Origin of the sequence: Metapseudomonas resinovorans DSM 21078, assembly GCF_000423545.1 — a bacterium.
GTDB lineage: Bacteria > Pseudomonadota > Gammaproteobacteria > Pseudomonadales > Pseudomonadaceae > Metapseudomonas > Metapseudomonas resinovorans.
On the sequence record NZ_AUIE01000006.1, the window covers coordinates 239,193 to 263,014 of the forward strand.

22 protein-coding genes and 2 tRNA genes are annotated in these 23,822 nt (G+C 63.9%); 17 read left to right on the plus strand and 7 right to left on the minus strand.

Translation table 11 applies throughout. From position 1 onward, the window contains the following. The first annotated feature begins 23 nt into the window (after positions 1 to 23). The 6 genes from pal (at position 24) to nadA (ending at position 4,284) form a co-directional block, all read left to right on the plus strand. Positions 24 to 521: a peptidoglycan-associated lipoprotein Pal gene (pal, locus tag G559_RS0107210; protein WP_028627602.1), complete on the plus strand. Its 498-nt coding sequence runs from the start codon at positions 24 to 26 to the stop codon at positions 519 to 521. 6 nt (positions 522 to 527) lie between these two features. Then, the gene (gene ybgF, locus G559_RS0107215) at positions 528 to 1,352 is read left to right on the plus strand and encodes a tol-pal system protein YbgF (protein WP_028627603.1); all 825 of its coding nucleotides are present in this window, start codon (positions 528 to 530) and stop codon (positions 1,350 to 1,352) included. 126 nt (positions 1,353 to 1,478) lie between these two features. Beyond that, positions 1,479 to 2,126 (plus strand): 7-carboxy-7-deazaguanine synthase QueE, encoded by a 648-nt coding sequence (queE, locus tag G559_RS0107220; protein ID WP_028627604.1) that lies wholly within the window; start codon positions 1,479 to 1,481, stop codon positions 2,124 to 2,126. A 71-nt stretch (positions 2,127 to 2,197) separates the two neighbouring features. After that, a complete protein-coding gene (gene queC, locus G559_RS0107225; RefSeq protein WP_028627605.1) occupies positions 2,198 to 2,872 on the plus strand; it encodes a 7-cyano-7-deazaguanine synthase QueC in 675 nt (224 codons plus the stop codon). A 59-nt stretch (positions 2,873 to 2,931) separates the two neighbouring features. Next, positions 2,932 to 3,007 (plus strand) — tRNA-Lys (locus G559_RS0107230). A 218-nt stretch (positions 3,008 to 3,225) separates the two neighbouring features. Continuing rightward, a complete protein-coding gene (gene nadA / locus G559_RS0107235) occupies positions 3,226 to 4,284 on the plus strand; it encodes a quinolinate synthase NadA (protein WP_028627606.1) in 1,059 nt (352 codons plus the stop codon). 74 nt (positions 4,285 to 4,358) lie between these two features. Here nadA and G559_RS0107240 read toward each other — a convergent pair whose 3' ends face one another. Beyond that, on the minus strand, positions 4,359 to 5,792 hold the full coding sequence (locus G559_RS0107240) for a M48 family metalloprotease (RefSeq protein WP_028627607.1): 1,434 nt from the start codon (positions 5,790 to 5,792) through the stop codon (positions 4,359 to 4,361). Positions 5,793 to 5,949: 157 nt separating this feature from the next. Here G559_RS0107240 and G559_RS0107245 point away from each other — a divergent pair, with 157 nt between their 5' ends. Further along, on the plus strand, positions 5,950 to 6,201 hold the full coding sequence (locus tag G559_RS0107245) for a sulfurtransferase TusA family protein (protein ID WP_028627608.1): 252 nt from the start codon (positions 5,950 to 5,952) through the stop codon (positions 6,199 to 6,201). Between the two features lie 39 nt (positions 6,202 to 6,240). Then, the gene (locus G559_RS0107250) at positions 6,241 to 7,311 is read left to right on the plus strand and encodes an AI-2E family transporter (protein ID WP_028627609.1); all 1,071 of its coding nucleotides are present in this window, start codon (positions 6,241 to 6,243) and stop codon (positions 7,309 to 7,311) included. A 43-nt stretch (positions 7,312 to 7,354) separates the two neighbouring features. On the opposite strand, the gene G559_RS0107255 is transcribed toward G559_RS0107250, so the two are convergent. Beyond that, positions 7,355 to 7,828, minus strand: a complete 474-nt coding sequence (locus tag G559_RS0107255; RefSeq protein ID WP_028627610.1) for a peroxiredoxin — start codon at positions 7,826 to 7,828, stop codon at positions 7,355 to 7,357. Positions 7,829 to 7,841: 13 nt separating this feature from the next. Beyond that, on the minus strand, positions 7,842 to 8,399 hold the full coding sequence (locus G559_RS0107260) for a glycine cleavage system protein R (protein ID WP_028627611.1): 558 nt from the start codon (positions 8,397 to 8,399) through the stop codon (positions 7,842 to 7,844). Between the two features lie 176 nt (positions 8,400 to 8,575). Here G559_RS0107260 and dapA point away from each other — a divergent pair, with 176 nt between their 5' ends. From dapA to G559_RS0107285, 5 genes are all read left to right on the plus strand, one after another. Then, positions 8,576 to 9,454: a 4-hydroxy-tetrahydrodipicolinate synthase gene (dapA, locus tag G559_RS0107265; RefSeq protein WP_028627612.1), complete on the plus strand. Its 879-nt coding sequence runs from the start codon at positions 8,576 to 8,578 to the stop codon at positions 9,452 to 9,454. Positions 9,455 to 9,473: 19 nt separating this feature from the next. After that, a complete protein-coding gene (bamC, locus tag G559_RS0107270) occupies positions 9,474 to 10,592 on the plus strand; it encodes an outer membrane protein assembly factor BamC (protein ID WP_028627613.1) in 1,119 nt (372 codons plus the stop codon). A gap of 87 nt (positions 10,593 to 10,679) precedes the next feature. Further along, positions 10,680 to 11,549 (plus strand): phosphoribosylaminoimidazolesuccinocarboxamide synthase, encoded by an 870-nt coding sequence (locus tag G559_RS0107275; protein WP_028627614.1) that lies wholly within the window; start codon positions 10,680 to 10,682, stop codon positions 11,547 to 11,549. 159 nt (positions 11,550 to 11,708) lie between these two features. After that, positions 11,709 to 11,798: transfer RNA gene (locus G559_RS0107280), tRNA-Ser, on the plus strand. 164 nt (positions 11,799 to 11,962) lie between these two features. Next, a complete protein-coding gene (locus G559_RS0107285; protein WP_028627615.1) occupies positions 11,963 to 14,800 on the plus strand; it encodes an AMP-binding protein in 2,838 nt (945 codons plus the stop codon). 127 nt (positions 14,801 to 14,927) lie between these two features. Here the strand turns inward: G559_RS0107285 and G559_RS0107290 are convergent, their stop codons facing one another. After that, entirely contained in the window at positions 14,928 to 15,314 is a 387-nt protein-coding gene (locus G559_RS0107290; protein ID WP_028627616.1) for a hypothetical protein, read from the minus strand. A gap of 115 nt (positions 15,315 to 15,429) precedes the next feature. On the opposite strand from G559_RS0107290, the gene G559_RS30270 reads away from it, so the two are divergent. Further along, positions 15,430 to 15,861 (plus strand): hypothetical protein, encoded by a 432-nt coding sequence (locus G559_RS30270; RefSeq protein ID WP_155945683.1) that lies wholly within the window; start codon positions 15,430 to 15,432, stop codon positions 15,859 to 15,861. Positions 15,862 to 15,886: 25 nt separating this feature from the next. On the opposite strand, the gene G559_RS0107300 is transcribed toward G559_RS30270, so the two are convergent. Next, the gene (locus G559_RS0107300; RefSeq protein ID WP_028627618.1) at positions 15,887 to 16,588 is read right to left on the minus strand and encodes an SOS response-associated peptidase; all 702 of its coding nucleotides are present in this window, start codon (positions 16,586 to 16,588) and stop codon (positions 15,887 to 15,889) included. Positions 16,589 to 16,929: 341 nt separating this feature from the next. Here G559_RS0107300 and imuA point away from each other — a divergent pair, with 341 nt between their 5' ends. Genes imuA through G559_RS0107315 form a run of 3 tightly spaced genes read left to right on the plus strand, consistent with a single transcriptional unit; the run spans position 16,930 to position 22,043 of the window. After that, positions 16,930 to 17,544: a translesion DNA synthesis-associated protein ImuA gene (imuA, locus tag G559_RS0107305; RefSeq protein ID WP_028627619.1), complete on the plus strand. Its 615-nt coding sequence runs from the start codon at positions 16,930 to 16,932 to the stop codon at positions 17,542 to 17,544. A gap of 6 nt (positions 17,545 to 17,550) precedes the next feature. Continuing rightward, on the plus strand, positions 17,551 to 18,966 hold the full coding sequence (locus G559_RS0107310) for a Y-family DNA polymerase (RefSeq protein WP_028627620.1): 1,416 nt from the start codon (positions 17,551 to 17,553) through the stop codon (positions 18,964 to 18,966). Then, positions 18,963 to 22,043 (plus strand): error-prone DNA polymerase, encoded by a 3,081-nt coding sequence (locus G559_RS0107315; protein WP_028627621.1) that lies wholly within the window; start codon positions 18,963 to 18,965, stop codon positions 22,041 to 22,043. The genes G559_RS0107310 and G559_RS0107315 overlap by 4 nt, the downstream gene beginning before the upstream one ends. 506 nt (positions 22,044 to 22,549) lie before the next feature. Here the strand turns inward: G559_RS0107315 and G559_RS0107320 are convergent. Then, positions 22,550 to 22,951, minus strand: a complete 402-nt coding sequence (locus G559_RS0107320) for a hypothetical protein (protein WP_028627622.1) — start codon at positions 22,949 to 22,951, stop codon at positions 22,550 to 22,552. Positions 22,952 to 22,979: 28 nt separating this feature from the next. Next, positions 22,980 to 23,462: a GreA/GreB family elongation factor gene (locus tag G559_RS0107325; RefSeq protein ID WP_028627623.1), complete on the minus strand. Its 483-nt coding sequence runs from the start codon at positions 23,460 to 23,462 to the stop codon at positions 22,980 to 22,982. Positions 23,463 to 23,822 lie beyond the last annotated feature (360 nt).

Below are 23,822 nucleotides of genomic sequence, written 5' to 3' on the forward strand. Positions count from 1 at the left end.
TGGGGTTCATTAGGAGTTACATGATGGAAATGCTGAAATTCGGCAAGTTTGCCGCTCTCGCTCTGGCCATGGCCGTAGCTGTTGGTTGCTCGTCCAAAGGCGGCGAAGGCACCGGTGAAGGCGCTGTTGACCCGAACGCTGGCTACAATGCCGGTGGCAGCGGTGTAGACGGCAGCATGAGCGAAGAAGCCGCTCTGCGCGCTATCACCACCTTCTACTTCGAGTACGACAGCTCCGACCTGAAGCCGGAAGCCATGCGCGCTCTGGACGTACACGCCAAAGACCTGAAGGCCAACGGCAACCGCGTTGTCCTGGAAGGCCACACCGACGAGCGCGGCACCCGCGAGTACAACATGGCTCTGGGTGAGCGTCGTGCCAAGGCTGTTCAGCGCTACCTGGTTCTGCAGGGCGTTTCCCCGGCTCAGGCTGAACTGGTTTCCTACGGCGAAGAGCGTCCGGTTGCCACTGGCAACGACGAGCAGTCCTGGGCGCAAAACCGCCGCGTAGAACTGCGTAAGTAATTCGCGATGCGCAAGTCCAGTCGTGCTCTGACTTTCCTGGCCCTCTCCAGTTTGCCGTTCACGGCGCTGGCTGAGGTTCCCGTGGTGGATAACAACGCCGGTTACGGCACCAGTTACCCGCCGGCCGGTTACGGCACGACTGGCGCTGCCTACGCCGGGACAGGGGCCCCAGCGGCCCCTGTCTCAGCGCAGGGCGAGCTGTTCATGCAGCTCCAACAAATGCAGGAAGAGATTGCTCGCCTGCGCGGCATGCTCGAGGAGCAGCAGTACGAGATCCAGCGCCTGAAACAGGAAAGCCTGGAGCGTTACCAGGACCTCGATCGCCGTGTTTCCGGTGGTGCCGCCGCCGGCGCACCGGTAGCCCCGAATTCTCCTGCCGCTGGCGCCCCCGCTGCCAACGGCGCCCCAGCCGCTCCCGCGCAGCAACCGGCTGCCAGCAGCGAACCGGGCGACCCCGCGAAGGAAAAGCTCTACTACGACGCGGCCTTCGACCTGATCAAGCAGAAAGACTTCGATAAGGCCAGTCAGGCCTTCAACGCCTTCCTGCGCAAGTACCCCAATAGCCAATATGCCGGTAACGCGCAGTACTGGCTGGGGGAAGTGAATCTCGCCAAAGGCGACCTGCCTGGCGCCAGTCAAGCCTTTGCTCGCGTTGGCCAGGCCTATCCGCAGCATCCGAAGGTGCCGGACTCCCTGTACAAGCTGGCGGATGTCGAGCAGCGCCAGGGCAACACTGCCAAGGCCAAGACCATCCTTCAGCAGGTGGTCACTCAGTTCCCCGGCAGTTCCGCTGCGCAACTCGCTCAACGCGACCTGCAACGCCTGCCCTGACTTCGGACCGCCGAATCACGAAAACCCGCGCCAGTCGCGGGTTTTTTCGTTAGAATCGCCGGCCTCCAACCTTCATTCCCGCAACGGAGGCGGATGGCCTGTTTAGCCGTCACGCCCGTGGCTGATATGCATCAAACCCTGCGAATTACCGAGATTTTCTACTCGTTGCAGGGGGAAACACGTACCGCCGGATTGCCGACGGTTTTCGTGCGCCTGACCGGCTGCCCCCTGCGTTGTCAGTACTGCGATACCGCCTACGCGTTCAGCGGCGGCGAGATCATGACACTCGACGCCATCCTCGAACGCGTTGCCGCCTTCAAGCCGCGCTATATCTGCGTCACTGGCGGTGAACCGCTGGCCCAGCCGAATTGCATCCCGCTGCTGCAGCGCCTGTGCGATGCCGGTTACGAGGTCTCCATCGAAACCAGTGGCGCCCTTGACGTTTCCGCTGTGGACCCGCGGGTGAGCAAGGTGGTCGACCTGAAAACCCCCGGTTCAGCCGAGGTCGGTCGCAACCGCTACGAGAATATCGCCTACCTGACGGCCAACGATCAGGTGAAGTTCGTCATCTGCTCCCGCGAGGACTATGACTGGGCGGTGTCCAAGCTGATCGAGTACCGCCTCGAGCAGCGCGCCGGCGAGGTGCTGTTCTCTCCCAGTCATAAGGAAGTGAGCGCGCGCGACCTGGCGGACTGGATCGTGGCCGACAACCTGCCGGTGCGTCTGCAGCTGCAGCTGCACAAAATCCTCTGGAACGACGAGCCGGGTCACTGATCCGGCGCGATTGCGCACCTTGCCTGCCTGTGCCTTGGGTACGAGGCAGGCCGATATCGAGGGATACCCCCATGAGCGAGAAGAAAGCGGTCATTTTGTTATCCGGCGGCCTGGACTCGGCCACCGTGGTCGCCCTGGCCCGCGCCGAGGGCTACGCCTGCTACACCATGAGTTTCGATTACGGCCAGCGTCATCGCGCCGAGCTGAATGCGGCGGAGCGCGTCGCCCGCCAGTTGGGCGTGGTGGAGCACAAGGTGATCGGCCTCAACCTGAACGGCATCGGCGGCTCCGCCCTGACCGACACCTCCATCGATGTGCCGGAGAGCCCAACCGAGGGCATCCCGGTCACCTACGTACCGGCACGCAATACCGTCTTCCTGTCCCTTGCCCTCGGTTGGGCTGAAGTGCTCGGCGCTCGAGACATCTTCATCGGTGTCAACGCAGTGGACTATTCCGGCTACCCGGATTGCCGCCCCGAGTTCGTCGAAGCCTTCGAACGCATGGCCAACCTCGCCACCAAGGCCGGTGTCGAGGGGGAGGGCTTCCGTATCCAGGCGCCGCTGCAGAACCTGAGCAAGGCGGAGATCGTCCAGGCCGGTCTGCGTCATGGTGTGGAATATGGGCTGACGGTGTCCTGCTATCAGGCCGACGACGATGGTCGCGCTTGCGGGAAATGTGACAGCTGCAGGCTGCGTGCGGCGGGCTTCGTAGCGGCCGGCGTTCAGGACCCAACGCGCTATCAATAATTTTTTTCGAGGAGAGGTGTTGAATTCCTGAATAAAATCAGTATCATGCGCCTCGCGTTGGGTCGTTAGCTCAGTCGGTAGAGCAGTTGGCTTTTAACCAATTGGTCGTAGGTTCGAATCCTACACGACCCACCACCTTCAAAAGCCCGCCTTATCAAGGCGGGCTTTTTCGTTTCCGGGTGGCGAACTTTCTCGTTGAAACTCACCGGTCGCGACAGACGAAAGGTGCTTGCCGCGGCTGTCCCGGCGTCGCCAAATCTGCGTTATCATCCGCGACCCTCCCGTGGCGCAGTGGCCACAGGGGGCGGGTGTATAATCGATTTCGCGCCATCGCGCTCGCAGGTTCAGCTCCTATGACACAGCTTTCCGAACGCTTTCTGGTCCAGGCCCATCTTGCCGCCAAGCAGCCCAAGCAGCTGACGGCCGAGGAGGAGGCGCACTTTCGTGCCGCCATCGCTGCTGAGCTGAAGGCCAGGGATGCCGTGCTGGTTGCGCACTACTACTGCGATCCGGTGATCCAGGCGCTGGCTGAAGAAACCGGTGGCTGCGTTTCCGACTCCCTGGAAATGGCCCGCTTCGGCAACCAGCATTCGGCACAGACCGTGGTCGTCGCTGGTGTGCGCTTCATGGGCGAGACCGCGAAGATCCTCAACCCGGAAAAGCGCGTGCTGATGCCCACGCTGGAGGCAACTTGCTCGTTGGACCTGGGTTGTCCGGTCGACGAGTTCTCGGCCTTCTGCGACCAGCACCCTGAGCGCACTGTGGTTGTCTATGCCAACACTTCGGCGGCGGTCAAAGCCCGAGCCGACTGGGTCGTAACGTCCAGCTGCGCCCTGGAGATCGTCGAGAGCCTGATGGATAACGGCGAAACGATCATCTGGGCGCCAGACCAGCATCTGGGTCGTTACATCCAGCGCGAAACCGGTGCCGATATGCTGCTCTGGGACGGTGCCTGCATCGTCCACGAAGAGTTCAAGGCCAAGCAGCTGCAGGATATGAAAGCCCTGTACCCGGAGGCTGCAGTGCTGGTCCATCCAGAGTCCCCCGAGGCCGTTATCGATCTGGCCGACGCGGTGGGTTCCACCAGCCAACTGATCAAGGCTGCGCAGACCCTGCCGAACAAGACCTTCATCGTCGCCACCGACCGCGGCATCTTCTACAAGATGCAGCAGCTTTGCCCCGACAAGCAGTTCATCGAGGCCCCCACTGCTGGTAATGGCGCGGCTTGCCGCAGCTGCGCCCACTGCCCGTGGATGGCCATGAATACACTGGAACGCACCCTGCAGTGCCTGCGCGAGGGCACCAACGAAATCTTCGTCGACCCGGCGCTGATCCCACGAGCGGTCAAGCCGCTCAAGCGCATGTTGGACTTCACCCAGGCTGCACGCCTGAAGCAGGCCGGCAACGCCTGATCTACCTCGAAAAAAAGCCCGGACCAGTCCGGGCTTTTCCGTTTCTAAGTGGACGTTGGTCCACTCAACGATGATCAGCGCATCATCTGCTTGAGCATCTTCTGCTGCTGGACCAGCTCTTGCTGGCGGGCGTCGATGCGCGCGGCCAGCGGGAAGTTGCCACCGGCGCGGCGCTTGGCGAAATCCAACTGCTCGATGGCCTGGTCGAAGTCGCCCACCAAGGCGAAGTACTCGGCGCGCGCCTGGTGCAGGCCGATGGTATTGCCAGCCAGGCCGCGTACCTCGGCCACCTGATACCACACGTCCGGATCGTTCGGGCGGCTCTTGAGCAGGCCATCGAGTACCTTCTCGGCGTCTTTCGGCTTGCTTTGCTTGAGCAGGAGGTCACTGCGCATCTGCTTCAGCGGGTAGTTGTTAGGGTACTGGCCGAGCAGGCGGTCGACGCGTTGCTGGGCGTCGGCTATGCGATTGGCTGTGATGTCCAGGTCCACCTGGGCCAGGTTGTAGACGATTTCGTTCGGCGCCTTGGCCAGCAGCGGTGCCAGGTGCTCCTTGGCCTGGTTGAGCTGGCCACCCTTGATCTGGGCAATGGCCAGGCCGTAACGGGCCGCGTCCAGTTTAGGATCATCGTCGAGCATGGCACGGAAGCGTTTGGCGGCGATGCCCGGGGTTTCCTCGAACATCAACTGAACACGGGCGCGCATCAACTGATAACGCAGGCTGTTCTCGACGCCACCGGGCGGTAGTTGTTCGGCGCGGTTGCGGGTGTCGGCAATTCGGTTTTCGGTCACCGGGTGAGTGAGGAGGAATTCCGGCGGCTTGGCGTCATAGCGGTACTGGCGCATCAGGCGTTCGAACATGCGCGGCATGGCGCGTGGGTCATACCCGGCCTTCTCGAGGTTGAGCAGGCCGATGCGGTCGGCTTCCTGTTCATTCTGTCGGGAGAAGCGGCGCTGCTCCTGGATGGCGGCGGCCTGGGTGCCCATGATGGCCGCCATGCCGGCGTCACCGGCACCGGCTGCAGCGGCAACGATGCCGGCGAGCATGGCGGCCATCACCGGTATCTGCATGCGCTGCTGGGCCTCGATGCCACGGGCGAAATGGCGCTGCGACAAGTGCGCCAGTTCGTGAGCCAGTACCGAGGCGTACTCGGCCTCGGTGGGGGCATAGAGGAAGAGACCGCCGTTGACGCCAATGATGCCGCCAGGTGCCGCGAACGCGTTCAGCTGCGGGCTGTTGAGCAGCACGAACTCCAAGCGTCGGTCTTGCAGCTGACTGGTTTCGGCCAGGCGGTAGACGCTTGTTTCCACGTAGTCCTTGAGCTGCGGGTCATTGAGTTGCGGCACCTGGCCGCGCAGCAGGCTCAACCAGGCCCGGCCGAGTTGATGTTCCTGTTCCGGGGATACGATGGAAGAGCTGGAGTCCCCCAGCGACGGCAAGTCGTCGGCCATGGTGGGCGAGGCAAGAAGGCAGGCAAGCGTCAGCAGAGTGGGGCGCAGAAAATTCATGCACTGGGCTCGTTGGCGGCAAAGGCGTAACTTTAGCCTCCAGCGCGGCCAACTGGCCAGCGGCGCTCTGCCTTGGGTATCCTAACCGCCCGCTCAAGTATTCCCGCCCTGCGACCTGCCCAGGGCGGTCGCCAGGTACCTTCTCCGGAGACTCACCATGACTGACACTGCCAGTCGAACAGATGCTTTCGACGTCGAGCTGGATGCCTGTGGCCTGAATTGCCCCTTGCCCTTGCTCAAGGCCAAGCTCGAGCTGAATCGCCTTCCCAGTGGCGCGGTTCTCAAGGTGATTGCCACGGACGCCGGCTCCCAGCGCGATTTCCGCGCCTTTGCGCAATTGGCCGGGCACCAGTTGTTGCGTGAAGAGGTCGAAGACGGCGTATTCCGCTACTGGCTGCGCAAGGCCTGACCCCCTGGCCCCGTATAGCGGGCCATCCAAGGATTTCCGATGCTCAAGGTGCTTCGCGACTGGATCCAGCGCTACTTCTCCGATGAAGAGGCTGTGGTGCTGGCTGTGGTCCTGGTTCTCGGCTTCACGGCCGTCCTTACCCTCGGCAACATGCTTGCGCCCGTGCTGGCGGGGATGGTGCTGGCCTTCCTCATGCAGGGGCTGGTCAACCTGCTGGAACGTTTGCAATTGCCGCAGACCCTGGCGGTGTGGGTCGTCTTCACGCTGTTCATCGGCGTCCTGGCGCTGATTCTCGGTGTGCTGGTGCCGTTGCTCTGGCAGCAGCTCAGCACCCTGTTCCAGGAGCTGCCGGGCATGCTTGGCGAGTGGCAGTCGCTGCTGCTGCTCCTGCCCGAGCGCTACCCGCACCTGGTAACCGACGAGCAGGTGCTCAAGGCCATCGAGGTTACCCGCAGCGAAGTGGCCAAGTTCGGCCAGTGGGCGCTCACCTTTTCGCTCTCCAGCTTGCCACTGCTGGTCAACATCATGATCTACCTGGTCCTGGTGCCCATCCTGGTGTTCTTCTTCCTCAAGGACCGCGCGTTGATAGGGCGCTGGATCAGCGGCTACCTGCCCAGTGAGCGCGGGCTGATGACCCAGGTCTGGGATGAGGTGAATACCCAGATCGCCAACTACATCCGCGGCAAGGTGATCGAGATCGTCATTTGTGGCGCGGTCACCTATGTGGCCTTCGTCTGGTTGGGGCTCAACTATTCGGCGCTGCTGGCATTGCTGGTGGGGCTTTCGGTTGTGGTGCCTTACATTGGCGCGATGGTGGTCACAGTGCCGGTGGCGCTGATCGCGCTGTTCCAGTGGGGCTGGAGCGACCAGTTCATCTACCTGATGGTGGTCTACACCGTGATCCAGACCCTGGACGGCAACGTGCTGGTGCCGCTGCTGTTCTCCGAGGCGGTTAACCTGCACCCGGTGGCGATCATCTGCGCTGTGCTGCTGTTCGGCGGACTCTGGGGCTTCTGGGGCGTGTTCTTCGCGATCCCACTGGCGACCCTGTTCAAGGCAGTGCTGGACGCCTGGCCCCGTGCAGGGCCACAGAGTGTGGCACTGCAATGAAAAAAAGGCCGCGATTGCGGCCTTTTTTCATTGGGGCGGAGCGTCAGCCCTGGTTCAGCGCTTGCGCAGCGGCGAGTACGGCGTCCACGTGGCCTGGCACTTTCACGCCGCGCCATTCCTGGCGCAGCACACCGTGTGCGTCGATCAGGAAGGTGCTGCGATCAACGCCCATGTATTCCTTGCCGTAGAGCTTCTTCAGCTTGATCACGTCGAACAGCTGGCAGAGTGATTCATCCTTGTCGGAGATCAGCTCGAAGGGGAACTCCTGCTTGCACTTGAAGTTCTCGTGGGACTTCATGCCGTCGCGGGAGACACCGAAGATCATTGTGTTCGCAGCCAGGAAGGCCTCGTGCTGGTCGCGAAAGCCCTGGCCTTCGGTGGTGCAGCCGGGCGTGCTGTCCTTCGGATAGAAATAGAGCACCACTTGCTTGCCCCTGAGGGCCGACAGGGTGACTTCCAGGCCGCTGGTGGCCTGAACGGTGAAGTCAGCGATGGGGTTATCCAGGGAAACTGCCATGTTTAACGACTCCTCAAGGGTGTTGCGGGCGCCAGGGTTCGATCAGGGCATCCAGGTTCAAGGCGTCAGCGAAGTCCAGGAACTGGTCGCGCAGCCAACTGATCTGGGTACCGGCGGGCAGGGTCACGGTGATGGTGGCGTTGAGCATGGTGCTGCCGGTCTGCGGCGCCTGATAGGTGTCGCAGGTGAGGTTCTCCAGCTCGACGCGATGATCGACGAAGAACTGGCACAGCTCGTTGAGGATGTCCGGGCGATAAGCGGCACTGACATAGGCCACGTAAGGCAGGGCCTGGGGACGTATCTCCAGGGCGTTGCTGCGGGTTACGTTGGCGGTGAAACCATGGCGTTTTGACAGCGCCGACAGTCCCGCTTCCAGTCGCGCGAGGCCGTCCCAGCTGCCGGAGATCTGCAACACGATGGCGCAGAACTCACCGTGGCGGGTCAGGCGGCTGCTGACCACGGCGCAGCGGTTTTCCTGGCTGGCGCGGCACAGCACGTTGGTCAGCTCCGTCGGGTTACGGCCCAGGGCACTGATCAGAAGGAACTGTTCGCGGGGCGGGGTGGTGGACATGCAGCATTCCTAAAGAGGGGAGGGCGGCCGGGGCCGCGCTGTTCAAACAGAGAAGGTTAGCGAAAAGCAGCGCCGAGGGAAATGCTGTAACCGCCTGACGGCGCTTGCGTTCACCTTGTGCAAGGCCAGAGCCGACAGTACCATTACGGCTCTCTTTTTCCGGCAGGAGCGGTTGCATGATTGCGGGCAGTATGGTGGCACTGGTTACGCCCATGGATGCACAGGGTCAATTGGACTGGGACAGCCTTTCCAAGCTCGTTGACTTCCATCTTCAAGAGGGCACCAACGCCATAGTCGCCGTCGGCACCACGGGCGAGTCCGCCACGCTCGACGTCACCGAGCACGTCGAAGTGATCCGCCGCGTCGTCGACCAGGTCAATGGCCGCATCCCGGTGATCGCCGGCACCGGTGGCAATTCCACCCGTGAGTCGGTCGAACTCACCGCTGCCGCCAAGAACGTCGGTGCCGACGCGTGCCTGCTGGTGACCCCCTACTACAACAAGCCGACCCAGGAAGGCCTGTACCAGCACTTCCGCCACATCGCCGAAGCCGTGGCCATCCCGCAGATCCTCTACAACGTACCGGGCCGCACCGTATGTGACATGCTCCCGGAGACCGTCGAGCGCCTGTCCAAGATCAGCAACATCATCGGTATCAAGGAAGCCACTGGCGACCTGCAGCGCGGTCAGGAAGTCCTGAATCGTGTCAGCAAGGATTTCCTCGTCTACTCCGGCGATGACGCCACCGCTGTCGAACTGATGCTGATGGGCGGCAAGGGCAACATCTCGGTAACCGCCAACGTCGCTCCGCGCGCCATGGCCGATCTCTGCGCCGCCGCCATGCGTGGCGAAGCCGACGCCGCCCGTGCCATCAACGACAAGCTGATGCCGCTGCACAAGGCACTGTTCATCGAGTCCAACCCCATTCCGGTGAAGTTCGCCCTGCACGAAATGGGTCTGATCCCCGACGGCATCCGTCTGCCGTTGACCTGGCTCAGCCCGCGTTGCCACGAGCCTCTGCGCCAAGCCATGCGCCAGACCGGCGTACTGGCCTAATTCCAAGGAAACATTCCGCATGAAGCGACTGGCCGGACTCTCCGCTCTCGCCCTGATCATTTCCAGTACCAGCGGTTGCGGCTGGCTCTGGGGCCAAGATGGCTACTTCCGCGACCGTGGCAGCGACTATCTGGAAGCACGCCAGACCGCACCTATGCAGCTTCCCCCGGATGCTGACGCCAAGCGCCTCGACCCGCTGTTGCCGGTGCCGATGAACGTCGCCGACAGCCGTGCCGAAGGCGAATTCGAAGTACCCCGCCCGCTGGCTCTTCAGGCCAAGGGTGAGGTCAGTGACTACAGCCTGCAGAAAAGCGGCGATTCCCGTTGGGTGGTTGCCCAGCGTGTGCCGGCGGAAGTCTGGCCAGTGGCTCGCCAGTTCTTCGAAGACGGCGGATTCCGCATCGCCGACGAGCGCCCGCAGACCGGTGAATTCAGTACCGATTGGCAACGCCTCGACCAGCTCTCGGGCCCTCTGGCCCGTCGTCTGGGTAGCCGCGTCAGCGGGGTCGAGCCGGACAGCGAAATCCGCGCTCGCGTACGTATCGAGCCAGGCGTGCAGCGCAATACCAGCGAAATCTTCGTCCTGACCACCACCCGTCCGGCCGGCAGCTCCGCCGACACCGGCTGGCCGAGCCGTTCCGACAGCCCGAGCCTCGAAGCAGCGCTGCTGGATGAAATGCTCGCCAGCATGGCCCGCAGCGCCGAACAGGGCGGTTCCGTGTCCCTGCTCGCCGCGCGCGACTTCGATGCGCCGAGCCGTGTGACCCTGTCCGAAGACGGTAACGGCAACCCCATGCTCAGCCTCGGCGCCGACTTCGACCGCTCCTGGTCCAGCGTCGGCCGTGCGCTGGAAACGGGCGACGTCCGCGTCGACGACCTCAACCGCAGCCTGGGTGTCTACTACATCAACCTCGCGGAAGGTGCCTCGAAGGAAGACGAGAAGCCTGGCTTCTTCAGTCGCCTGTGGGGCAGCGATCCCAGCGAGGAAGAGATCGAGGCGCGCGCCGAGCGTTACCAGGTGCGCCTGACCCGCGTTGGCGACAGCGTGCAGGTCACCGTGGAGAAGGACATCAACACTGTGGCGCCTGCCGATGTGGCGCGCCGCGTGCTGACCCTGATCCAGGAAAACCTCGGCTAATCAGCGCCGCTTGGCGGCGCGACGTGGAAACAACAAGGCGAAACCCCCGGGTTTCGCCTGTTTCGTTTGATAAAGGCGGAAAACGACATGAGCACACCCACCACCCTCAGTCTGAAGAAGATCTACTCGGGCAAGGTCCGTGACCTCTACGAAATCGACGACAAGCGCATGCTGATGGTCGCCACTGACCGCCTTTCCGCGTTTGACGTGATCCTCGACCAGCCGATTCCGGAAAAGGGCAAGATCCTCACCGCCATCTCCAACTTCTGGTTCGACAAGCTCTCCGGTCTGGTGCCTAACCACTTCACTGGCGACAAAGTGGAAGACGTGGTGCCCGCCGCCGAACTACCCCTGGTGGAAGGTCGCGCAGTGGTGGCCAAGCGCCTGAAGCCCGTTGCCGTCGAAGCCATCGTACGTGGCTACATCGTCGGTTCCGGCTGGAAGGAATACCAGAAGACCGGCACCGTCTGCGGCATCCAGCTGCCGGCCGGCCTGAAAGAGGCCTCCAAGCTGCCGCAACCCATCTTCACCCCCTCGACCAAGGCCGCTGTCGGCGACCACGACGAGAACATCTCCTTCGAACAGTGCGAAAGCATCATCGGCAAGGAACTGGCCGCCAAGGTCCGTGACACCGCCATTGCCCTGTACAGCACCGCTGTCGAGTACGCCGCCACCCGCGGCATCATCATCGCTGACACCAAGTTCGAGTTCGGCATCGACGAAGACGGCACCCTGACCCTGATGGACGAAGTGCTGACCCCCGACTCCAGCCGCTTCTGGCCGGTGGAAAGCTACGTCGAAGGCAAGAACCCGCCGAGCTTCGACAAGCAGTTCGTCCGCGACTGGCTGGAATCCACCGGCTGGAACAAGGAGCCACCGGCCCCGGCCGTGCCCGCCGATGTCGCGCAGAAGACTGCCGACAAATACCGCGAAGCCCTGACCAAGCTGACTTCCTGAGCCGTTTTTTCTCCCCTCTCCCGGTGGGAGAGGGGCTGGGGGTGAGGGATGTATTCTGTCGCTGGGACTACCCATTCTCGCAACCATCTGAAACCACGCGAAAAAATCGCGCCCCGGGCTTCGCCAATTGCCACTGAGCTGGTATGATGCGCGCCGTTCGGGAAGATGCCGGAGTGGCCGAACGGGACGGATTCGAAATCCGTTGTGTCAGCAATGGCACCTAGGGTTCAAATCCCTATCTTCCCGCCATATTCGATAGCCTAAGCCCCTGAAATTCTTAGAGTTTCAGGGGTTTTTGCGTTCTGGCTTCTGCCAACTGTCGAAGAAGTGTCGAAAGTCTTCGACAGGTCCGAAAGCGCCGGCATGGGCGCATACTGGAAGGCATCGAGTTTCCTTCCTGGCGAGGGCCTTCGATGTCTCATCCGCCTCCGGTAACCCACGGCGTTCCTGGCTTCGATGAGGAAGCGGAAAAACTGCTCGGAGTCGTCCAGCGCACCGTGGCCGAGTTGCGGCCACAAGCGGCGCCGGGATTGCGCGTCAGTTTGCACAGCGTGCTTGACCGCGACTTAGGCGTGGACAGTCTGGCGCGGGTCGAGCTCTGGTCGCGTATCGAACACGAGTTCGGCGTGCGTCTGCCGCAGGAGCTGTTCGCCTCGGCCAATACACCCGCGGATGTGCTGCAGGTGCTACGCGGCCGCTCCGCCGGCCAGTCTGGCCAGCCAGCCTCCACGGCAGATCCCGTTGCACCCGAGATCGTCGAGTGGCAGGCCCCGGATACCGCACGCACCCTGGTCGATGTATTGAACTGGCATGCAGATCATCAGCCAGGGCATACCCATGTGCGCCTGCTGGGTGATGGCGACCGCCCGGAGGACATCAGCTACGGGGACTTGCAGCGCGAAGCGCGGCGGGTGGCGGCGGGGCTGCAACGCGGTGGATTGCGCGCCGGACAAACCGCGGCGCTGATGTTGCCGACCGGTCGCGATTTTCTTCGGGGCTTCTTCGGCATCCTGCTGGCCGGTGGCATCCCGGTGCCCATCTACCCGCCGTTGCGCCTGTCGCAGATCGAGGATCACCTGCGGCGCCAGGCTGGCATTCTGCGCAATGCCGAGGCCAGGGTCCTGGTCACGGTGACGGAGGCGAAGCTGCTTGCCCAGTTGCTCCGGTCCCAGGTTCCGAGCCTTGCGAGAGTCGTCAGCGTGGCCGAGTTGGAGGGCGAGGAACAGGAATGCATGACGCCGACGCGGCTACCCGCAGATATTGCTTTCCTGCAGTACACCTCAGGCAGCACCGGCCAGCCCAAGGGAGTGATGGTGAGCCATGCCAACCTGCTGGCCAACCTTCGCGCGATGGGTACTTCGCTCCAGGTGGGGCCGCGGGATGTGTTCGTCAGCTGGTTGCCCATGTACCACGACATGGGGCTGATAGGCGCCTGGCTGGGCAGCCTGTACTACGGCTTCAGCCTCGTGCTGATGTCGCCGCTGGCTTTCCTGGCCAGGCCGGCACGTTGGTTGTGGGAGATCCATCGTTTTCGCGGCACCCTGTCGGCGGCCCCCAACTTCGCTTACGAACTGTGCCTGAGCAAGATCAATGACGCCGAGCTCGAAGGGCTGGACCTGAGCAGTTGGCGCCTAGCCCTCAATGGCGCTGAGCCGGTCAACCCGGGCACTTTGCAGCGCTTTGCCGAGCGTTTTGCCCCCTACGGCCTGGAGCCCGGTGCGCTGGCACCGGTCTACGGCCTTGCCGAAGGCACCTTGGGTGTAGCCTTCCCGCCACTGGGGCGTGGGCTGCGGGTCGATCGGGTGCAGCGCGAGGCTTTCCAGGTCCGGGGGCAGGCCCTTCCCGCAGAAATCGACGACGGCGCCACCCTGAGCTTCGCCTCCTGCGGCCGGCCCTTGCCGGGCCACCAACTGCGCATAGTCGATGGCAATGGCATCGAGTTGCCCGAGCGCCGGGAAGGCCGTCTGCAACTCAGCGGGCCGTCCACCAGCGCCGGTTACTACCGCGCTTCGGAGGAGACTCACCGGGTGCTGCGCGATGGTTGGATGGACTCCCTCGACCTGGCCTACATGGCTGATGGCGAGCTCTACGTCACCGGGCGGTCCAAGGACTTGATCATCCGCGCTGGACGCAACATCTACCCCTACGATGTCGAAGCGGCTGTCGGAGGCCTCGCGGGCCTGCGGAAGGGCTGCATTGCGGTATTCGGCAGCCCGGATCCGGCCACGGGCACCGATCGACTGGTGGTGATGGCGGAAAGTGCCGAGAAGGACCCGGCTGCGCGGCAGCGTTTGCGTCAGGCGATCAATCGAGTGGTGGTCGACCTTGCCGGAGTGCCGCCTGACGACATCGTCCTGGCGCCGCCCCGGAGCGTGCTCAAAACCTCCAGCGGCAAGATCCGCCGGGCCGCCTGCCGCGAGCTGTACCTGCGTGACGAAGTGGGTCGGCCTGGCTTGGCCCCGTGGCGCCAGGTACTGCGCTTGCTGGCGCAGACCCTCCACGGCTATCTCGGACGTGCTTGGCGATCGGGCCGTAACCTACCGTACGCCGTCTATATCTGGCTGCTGTTCTGGCTGGTCGCGCCGCTGACCTGGCTGGGCGTGGTGATACTGCCGAGTCAGCGCTGGTGCCGCGTCTTTACCCAGCTGGCCGCGCGTCTGTTTGTGCGCCTGGCCGGGGTGCCGTTCAGCGTCGAGGGCGTGGAGCACATGCCAAGGAGTGGGCCGAGCGTGCTGGCCGCCAATCATGCCAGCTACCTCGACGGTGTCATCCTTTGCGCGGCGCTGCCGCCACGGTTCGCCTTCGTTGCCAAGCGCGAGCTGGCCAGCCAGTGGATCGCGGGCTTGTTCCTGCGCAAGCTCGGCGCGCGCTTCGTCGAGCGCTTCGACCTGCAACGCAGCGTCGCGGACAGTGAGGCCCTGACCGAGGCGCTGGGGTCTGGCCAGGCCCTGGTGTTCTTCCCGGAAGGGACTTTCAGCCGCGCGCAGGGTCTGCGCCCCTTCCACATGGGCGCCTTCATGCTCGCCGCGAATGCGGGCGTTCCTCTGGTACCGGTCGCCATCCGTGGCACGCGCACGGTACTGCGTGACGGCCAGTGGTTCCCGTTGAGGGAAGCGATCCACGTCAGCCTGTGCGCGCCATTGCTGGCGCAAGGGCCCGGCTGGTCGGGGGCTATCAGCCTGCGGGATGCGGCGAGGGCGGAATTGCTGGAGCACCTGGATGAATCCGAACGCGCCCTGAGTTCCGCGTGAGTTTGTGACGCAGCGAGCCGCTGCCTTTCAGGGCTCAGATCGCTGTGTTCCTGTCATACATGCAAAGCCCCGCAGACAAAGGTCTGCGGGGCTTTGTTGCTTTCAAGGACTGAAGAGGCCCAGCGCCCTAAGCACTGGAGCACATCCGCGCCGCATTGATCAGCCGCCCTTTGTCCTGCCAGGCATTGCGCTGGTACACGGAGTAGTGATTCTGGCCTTGGCCGCTGGTGAGTTCGACAAGCCCGGATGCCTTGTCGGGTTCAGTGCTGCCAACGAACAGCAGTGTCTTGCCACTTTCCTCCGTGGTGAAGGTCTGGGCGTCTTGCCGAATACCGTCCTTCACGCAGCTTATGTAGTCAGGGTTCGCCCTGGTCGTGATGCCGGAGGTTCCGTCGCGGCTGGCTCTGATGTCGGGGTTGTGCGTACAGCCTGTTGCGACCAGCAGGGCGGAAAGAAGCACCAAACTGCCGCTACGGATCGATGCTGAAGAGGGGCCAGGGGTCATGTTTTTCATGGCGGTTGCTCCAGGCTGGTGCATTTGGCCGGCCGGTGTGTGGCCGGCTGGCCGTTCGGGCAGGGCGCCTGGGAGCGGAGGTAATCGACGGGAGGGGCGAGAATCCTCCCCCCCGGTGACCACTGCCTATGCGAATCAAGTGTATTCCCGACGTTCGCCATTGTTTGGCCGGGCGATTACTGGTCTTGAAGATCGTTTTTCTTCCGCCTCTCCACCAGTCATCGGATTTTCCCTGGAGATTCTGACGTTCGTGCGCTATTGCTTATCAAATGCATCTGACAATGTGGTGCACCAGGAGCGATTCGTGATCGAACCGGATTACTGGGCAGAGCTGCGTCAGCTCTCTCTGAACGCATCTGCCGCGCATATCGCCATGGTGGCCTTCCTGGAAGAAGCGACAGTCCCTTGGTCGGATGACCAGATGGCGGATTTTGCGCGGCTCGAGCTGGCTGAGCGGATGGCAATCAGCGCGTACACAACCTGCTGTTCACGCCTTGCGAGTCCAACGTTGGCGCCGGCCCGATTGCGGCTGGCTGTTGGTGAGTAGGCTTTCGTAGGGGTTCTGACTGGCTTCAGGACGGCGGCTCGGCCACTCCCTCGATCAACCCTTCATCATCATTGCGCACATCATTTACCCGCGTGGACACTGCACGCCCCACGAAGTCACTGCGCGCCGTGGCCATGGCGCGCTGTACCTGCTCGTCAGTTGTATCGGGCGCCAGCCACAGATCGAACTGCTCGGATGCCAGGACCACTGGCATACGGTTGTGGATCGCACCGATGGAGGGGGCGGCTTCCCGGGTGAGCAGGGCGCAGGAGGTGATGGGCTGGCCATCCGGGGCGTGCCAGGTGGCCCACATGGCGGCGAATGCCAGCACGGCGTCGTTCGGGCTGTAGAGGTAATAGGGCTGGTGGACCAGTCGGCCGCGGGCGTTGCGGACTTCCTCGCGTGGGTTCCACTCATACCAACCCAGGGCCGGCATCAGGCAGCGCTGGGTGCGCAGGCTCTGTCGCCAAAGGGGCTTGCTGGCGGCTTCTTCGCTGCGGGCATTACAGGACATGGTCGGTGGCTTCGCTTCCTTCCACCAGGCAGGGATCAGGCCCCAGCGGGCGGATGCCAGTTGCAGTTCGCCCTGTTCGTCAAGGCGCAGCATCGGGACGATGCTGGAGGGCGCCACGTTGAAGCTCTGGATCCAGCGTCCGGAGTCGCGGGCGCCGATGTGCCAGTAGTCTTCGATGGCGCGTTCCGAGGGGCTGACATAGCGGCCGCACATGGCAGGTTCCTGTATCCGGGGATGGATTGAGCATAGGTCCTGCGCAGCCTTGGCAGGGGTGAATGACATGAGATGGCAACCTGTTTAATGGCCAGGTGGCTGTATATCTGCGGTGAAATTCTGCGAAAAAGGCAACAAAATGCACGTTCTTTACAAGGAGCCACGCGCTCCCGCAGGCCTTCTGTCTTTTCTGGATTGACCGGGAGAAGTCTCTGCTATTTACTGTATATAAGTACAGTATTCTTAGGATTTCCCCCAATGGCCTTGATGATTGTTCCTGGCCCTTTCGGCAGCCCTTCCCCGGGGCTGCCGTTTTTCTCTACCGGCAATGGACGGGCCTGATGGGCGCTGTCGTTGCCCTCGACGCCCTGCTCAACGAGCGGCGGGTCTGGAAAGGTCAGTCCGGTGCGCAGCCGGCCGGCCGCGAGCAACCCACCGGCCATCGCATTCTGGACAGCGTGCTGCCGGGTGGTGGCTGGCCTGAAGCCGCGCTCAGTGAAATCCTGGTTCCAGCCGCGGGCCTGGGTGAGTTGCGCCTGCTCTGGCCCACGCTGGCGCGGCTGACCGCCAGTGCCGAGCGCGTGGTGCTGGTGGCGCCACCGCATATTCCTTATCCACAGGCCTGGCGGGCAGCCGGCGTGGACCTGCGCTGGCTGGCGCTGGTGGAGGCCAGCGGCCGTGATGCGCTCTGGGCGGCTGAGCAATGCCTGCGCTCCGGCAGTTGCGGCGCCGTGCTCTGCTGGCCGCAGCAGGCCGACGACCGTGCCCTGCGCCGCTTGCAGGTGGCCGCCGAAACCGGGCAGACCCTGGCCTTTGCCTACCGGCCGCTCGATGCCGCCCTCAACCCCTCGCCAGCGGCCCTGCGCGTTGCCGTTGATGGACAGCCGGCGCAGTTGCGGGTGCTCAAGTGCCGGGGTGGGCTGCCACCTGCCGCGCCCATCGCTCTGGCTCGGTAAATCTTCATGCGCTGGGCCTGCATATTGCTGCCGCAATTGGCGCTGGATGGCGTGCTGCGCGGCCACCCCGACCCCGAGTCGCCCCTGGCGCTGGTGACCGGCACCCCCCAGCGCCGCGTGCTGCGTGCGCTCAACCCGGCGGCCAGGAGCCTGGGCTTGCGTCCCGGGCAGTCATTGACTGCTGCCCATGCCCTGACCCGCGATTTCACCCTGGTGGAATACGACCCGGCATCCATCGAGCGCTGGCAGCAATTGCTCGCTGCCTGGGCCTATGGCTTCAGCTCCCAGGTCAGCCTGCGCTATCCGCGTTGCCTGTTGTTGGAGGTGGAATCCAGCTTCGCCCTGTTCGGCCCGTGGCCGCGCTTCGAGGCTCGACTGCGGGGGGAGCTGGCGGCCCTGGGGTTTCGCCACCGCATCGTAGTGGCGCCCAACCCGGTGGCGGCGCGGATGTTGGCCAATGCCTACGATGGCCTGGCAGTGGCGAACCAGGGTGAGTTGCGCGAGGTCCTGGGGCGGATGCCGGTGGAGCGAGCTGGCCTGGCTCGGGAAACCGTTACCGCTTTCATCCGCATGGGCCTGCGTACGGTCGAGCAGGTGCTGGCGCTGCCCCGGAGCACGGTCGCCCGGCGCTTTCCGGCCGAGGTGCTGCAGCACCTCGATACCCTGCTCGGCGAGCGTCCGCTGGCGCTGGAGTGCTACCGGCCGCCGGATGAGTTCGACCTGCGTATCGAGCTGAATTTCGAGGTGGAATCCCACCAGGCGTTGCTCTTTCCCCTGCGCCGTCTCACCGCCGACCTGGCCGCCTTCCTCGCCAGCCGCGACAGCGGGGTACAGCGCTTCACCCTCTATCTGGAACACCGCGACATCCCGGACACACAGGTGCCAGTGGGTTTGCTCAGCGCCGAGCGCGAGGCGGCCATGCTCTTCGAACTGGCTCGTGGGCGCCTGGAGCAGTTGCAGGTACCGGCGCCGGTGCGTGCTTTCCGCCTGCAGGCGCGGGACCTACCGGCCTTCGTGCCGGAACGGCGTGAGCTGTTCGATGAGCGCCCGCACCAATCCCTGCCCTGGGAGCAATTGCGCGAACGTCTGCGGGCACGCCTGGGGGACGATGCCGTGCACAGCCTGGCCGCTCGTGCCGATCACCGTCCCGAATGCGCCTGGCAGCTGGACGTCGATGCCCCGCAGGCGCCGATCCTGGCTGGCCCACCGCGTCCCGGTTGGCTGCTGCGTGACCCGGTGCTGCTGCGGGAGGGCAGCGTGCGCATCCTGGCCGGCCCCGAGCGCATCGAGTCCGGCTGGTGGGATGGCAGCGATGTACGCCGTGATTACTACCTGGTGGAAACCCGTGGCGGCCAGCGTGGTTGGGCCTTCCGGGCGGTGAACGGGGAGGGGCCGTTGCTGTTGCACGGCTGGTTCGCATGAGCGCCTACGCCGAGTTGCATTGCCTGTCCAATTTCAGCTTCCAGTGCGGCGCCTCCAGTGCCGACGAATTGTTCCAGCGGGCAGCGCGTCATGGTTACGCAGCCCTGGCGATCACTGACGAATGCACCCTGGCCGGTATCGTCCGCGCCTGGCAGGCGGCGAAGAAGGTTGAGCTGCCCCTGGTGATCGGCAGCGAGGTGCGCGTCGATGGCGGGCCCAAGCTGGTACTGCTGGTGGAGAACCTGACGGGTTACCAGCACCTCTGCCGGCTCATTACCCAGGCCCGGCGGCGGGCGAAGAAGGGGGAATACCGATTACTTCGTGAGGACCTGAGCGAATCCTCCAACGGCTTGCTGGCAATCTGGGTGCCCGACCGGGAAGACGACGACCATGAAGGCCCCTGGCTGCGCGCGTGCTTCCCCGAACGCCTGTGGCTGGCAGTGGAGCTGCACCAGGGTCCGGATGACGCCAGCCGCCTGGCTCGACTGCTGGGCCTGGCCGAACGCCTCGGGATTCCTGCGGTGGCTACCGGCGATGTGCATATGCATGCCCGTGGCCGCCGCGCCCTGCAGGATTGCATGACTGCCGTGCGCCACCATTGCACCCTGGCCGAAGCGGGGCACCGGCTGTTCCCCAATGGCGAGCGCCACCTGCGTCGCCGCGAAGTGCTGGCCAGTCTCTATCCGCCGGAGCTGCTTGCCGAATCGGTGCGCATCGCTCGCCGTTGCGGTTTCAACCTGGACCAACTGAACTACCAGTATCCCCGTGAACTGGTGCCGGACGGCCAAAGCCCCACCACCTGGCTGCGTATCGTCACCGAGAAGGGGCTGGTCCGCCGCTGGCCCGATGGTGCGCCGGAGAAAGCCCGGATGCTGGTGGAGAAGGAGCTCGCACTGATCGCCGAGCTGGGCTACGAAAGCTATTTCCTCACGGTATATGACATCGTCGAGTTCGCCCGCAGAGAGAACATCCTCTGCCAGGGGCGCGGTTCGGCGGCCAACTCGGTGGTGTGCTTTGCCCTGGGCATCACCGAATTGAACCCATGCGATGCCACTGAACTCCTGTTCGAACGCTTCATGTCCCGGGAACGCAACGAGCCACCGGACATCGACGTCGACTTCGAGCACGAACGCCGCGAGGAAGTCATCCAGTACGTGTTCCGCCGTTATGGGCGGGGCAGGGCGGCGCTTACCGCCGTGGTCAGCACCTATCACGGGGCCGGTGCCATTCGCGATGTGGCCAAGGCCATGGGGCTGCCGCCCGACCAGGTCAACGCCCTGGCCGACTGCTGTGGCGGCTGGAGCGACCAGGCCCCCTCGGCAGAGCGCCTGCGCGAGGTGGGTTTCGACCCCGACAGCCCGGTGCTGCGCCCAGTGCTGGCGCTGACCAACGAACTGATCGGCTTTCCCCGCCACCTCTCGCAGCACCCCGGCGGTTTCGTGATTTCCGAAGCGCCGCTGGACAGCCTGGTACCGGTGGAAAACGCCAGCATGGCCGAGCGCACCGTGATCCAGTGGGACAAGGACGACCTCGATCTGGTGGGGCTGCTCAAGGTGGACGTGCTGGCGCTCGGCATGCTCAGCGCGTTACGTCGCTGCTTCGCCCTGATCGAGCGCTATCGCGGCACCCAATGGACCCTGGCCACGCTGCCCAAGGAAGACACCGCCACCTACGAGATGATCAGCCGCGCCGACACCATCGGCGTATTCCAGATCGAGTCGCGGGCGCAGATGTCCATGCTGCCGCGCCTCAAGCCCAGGACCTTCTACGACCTGGTGATACAGGTCGCCATCGTCCGGCCGGGGCCGATCCAGGGCAACATGGTCCATCCCTACTTGCGCCGGCGTAACAAGGAAGAGCCGGTGACCTATCCGAAGGAAGAACTCATTCCCGTTTTCGAGCGGACCCTCGGCGTGCCGCTGTTCCAGGAACAGGTGATGCAACTGGCCATGGTTGCCGCCGACTACACCCCCGGCGAGGCCGATGAGTTGCGCCGCAACATGGCGGCCTGGAAGCGCCACGGCGGCCTGGAGCACCATCGCCAGCGGCTCACTTCGCGAATGCTCGCCAAGGGGTATGAACAGGCGTTCATCGAGCGGATCTTCGAGCAGATCAAGGGCTTTGGCAGCTACGGTTTTCCCGAGTCCCATGCGGCCAGTTTCGCCCTGCTCACCTACGCCAGCTGCTGGCTGAAATGCCACGAGCCGGCCGCCTACGCCTGCGCCTTGATCAACAGCTGGCCCATGGGGTTCTACAGCCCCGACCAGGTGCTGCAGGACGCCCGCCGTCATGGCATCGAAGTGCGTCCGGTGGATGTGCAGCACTCCGACTGGGACTGCTCGCTGGAGCCGCTGGCGTTGGGGGGCGAACCGGCCATCCGTCTTGGGCTGCGCATGGTGAAAGGCTTTCGCGAGGACGATGCACGACGCATTGAGGTGACGCGGCAGGCTGCGCCATTCAGCAGTGTGAGCGACCTCAGCCAACGCGCCCATCTGGATGCTCGCGCTCGCGAACTGCTGGCCGATTCCGGCGCCCTGCGCGATCTGGCCGGTCATCGCCATCGAGCGCGCTGGGCGATGGCCGGGGTGGAGGTGCAGGCGCCACTCTTCGCCGATCTGCCGGAGCAGGAGGAAGCGCAAGTGGCGCTGCCGCTACCCAGCGTGGCTGAAGACATGCTCACTGACTACGCAACGCTGGGCACCACCCTCGGGCCGCACCCCATGGCGTTGCTACGGAGTGCGCTGCGCAAGCGGCGTTGCCGCAGTTCGCGGGAACTGTTGGCGGTGGAACATGGGCGGCAGGTCAGCGTCGCCGGCCTGGTGGTGGGTCGGCAGCGTCCGCAGACCGCCAGCGGGGTGATTTTCGTCACCCTGGAAGACGAGCACGGCATGGTCAATGTGGTGGTCTGGCACGACCTGGCGGAACGCCAGCGCCGTGTGCTGGTGGGCTCGCAACTGCTGCAGGTGGATGGCCGCCTGGAGTCGGTGGACGGCGTGCGCCACCTCATTGCCCGACGCCTGCACGACCTCACGCCGCTGCTCAGCGGCCTTGATGTGAAAAGCCGGGATTTCCACTAGGCAGACGCTCCATCCGGATGGGAAGGGCTTGCGAACCCATCGCCCAGCACTGATGGGTTTCGCTGCGCTCAACCACATCCTACGAAGAGCGGCGTCCACAAAAATGCGTATTTCGCCGAAGATGCCGACGTTTTGGTGGATTTTGTAGGGGCGAACTCATTCGCCAAGGGGCGCATTGCACCCCCGTTCTACAAGACGTTCAGTGCGGAGTAATCGGAGAGTCTTTCGCCTTGTGCCGCCGGAACGAGCGGGAGGAGTGGGGCGGCGAAGGCCGGCTGTGGTGATGGTGGTGATGGTGAGAGATCCTGAGCATGGCCCACAGCAGCGCGACCGCTGCCAGCAGCCAACCCATGATCATCAGGGCTATGAAGAATTCGGGACCCATTGCAAACCGCCTCTGGCGCCAAAGTGAAGGACGCACAACCGGAGTCTAGCCGCGCCATTGTGACGGTCACTTGAAGCCGGCTGCCTTTGGTCGGCTGGCACGATGGAATCAGACGAGACGCCTATCCGCACTCCTGGTCCATGTTGCGCTTGGCCTTCTCGGTGGGTGCGTTTCGGTACTGCTCGGTCCAGAACTGACATTTGGCATCGTTCAGCCGACGCTGCTCCTCCAGGCGTTCCAGGCGCTCGTTGTCCGCGCGCTGGGTGGCGTTGTAGCGCTCCTCGTACGTCTGCAGGCGTTCTTCGCCCGTGCTCGGTGGCGTTGGCGCCGGCTGCGGCGGTGACGCGGGTGGTGGGGTGAAGACCTGGGCAACCGGGGTCTCGCTATCGGCCATGTAGAACTGGTAGCCGAGGTAGGCGGTCAGGCTGATGGCGATAAAGCCGAGCCAGACTCCCAGCGCGACGCTGAGGGTCAGGACCGCAGGATTGAAGCTGATGCGCAGGATGCGACGTGGGCGAGCCATGGAGCCTCCGAGGCGATGGGCGGCTGTTTCAGTGTACCTCCAGCACCTCGAAGGTTTGGCTGCCGTTGCCAATGGTCAGCGTCACCTCTGCGCCTTCGACTTTGCCCAGCAGGGCCTGGCCCAGAGGCGAACGGGGGCTGATCACCGTGATTTCCTCGCCGTCGTCCACCACTTTCAGGCCAGCGGCTTCGGGGCCGAGGAACAACCGCTGCTCGCTGCCGTCTTCTGCCGCCAGTAGCACCAGGGCGCTGAGCTGAATGCCGCGTGCGGGATCGAAGGGGCGCAGATTGAGGTGTTCGAACAGCCCCAGCGCCTGCTTGATCTCCGCGGCCCGGCGGGCCTGGCCGGTGGCCAGGTAGGAGGCTTCCAGGCCAAGGGTGTCGTATTTGTTTTCCGCGATGTTCTCGGCGTGGGTCGCCGCCTCGTAGGCAGTCTGCGCCGCGCGTTGCAGCACGTGCAGGTCGGCGGCGAGCTTGTCGAGGATCAGGCGATGGATACGGGCTTTGTCCATGGGGAACGTCGAGGTCGAAGGGGCAGGCGACGCATTCTAAGGGGCCAAGCGCGGTGTCGGGAAACAGGTCCGTACAAGAAGGGACGAACCTGTGCACAGAGTTGGCGCAAAAGTACGCTCGTACCAGCTTGGCGAAAGACCCGGCGGCCCCATTTCATGCCATTCGTCGTCGTCTGGAACACCCGTGCAACATAGGTTCTAGCCGCCTTTCCGAGGAAAATGCCCCGCAACGGGGCGGGCAGGGTATTGACAGTTTCAAGTTGTGCACAGTCGCGAAGCAGCCTCGCAAACGGCTACCGAAATCCCCTGTAAGCGCTTGATTCTCTATGATGAATTCGTAAGTGCATGAAAAATAAGGAT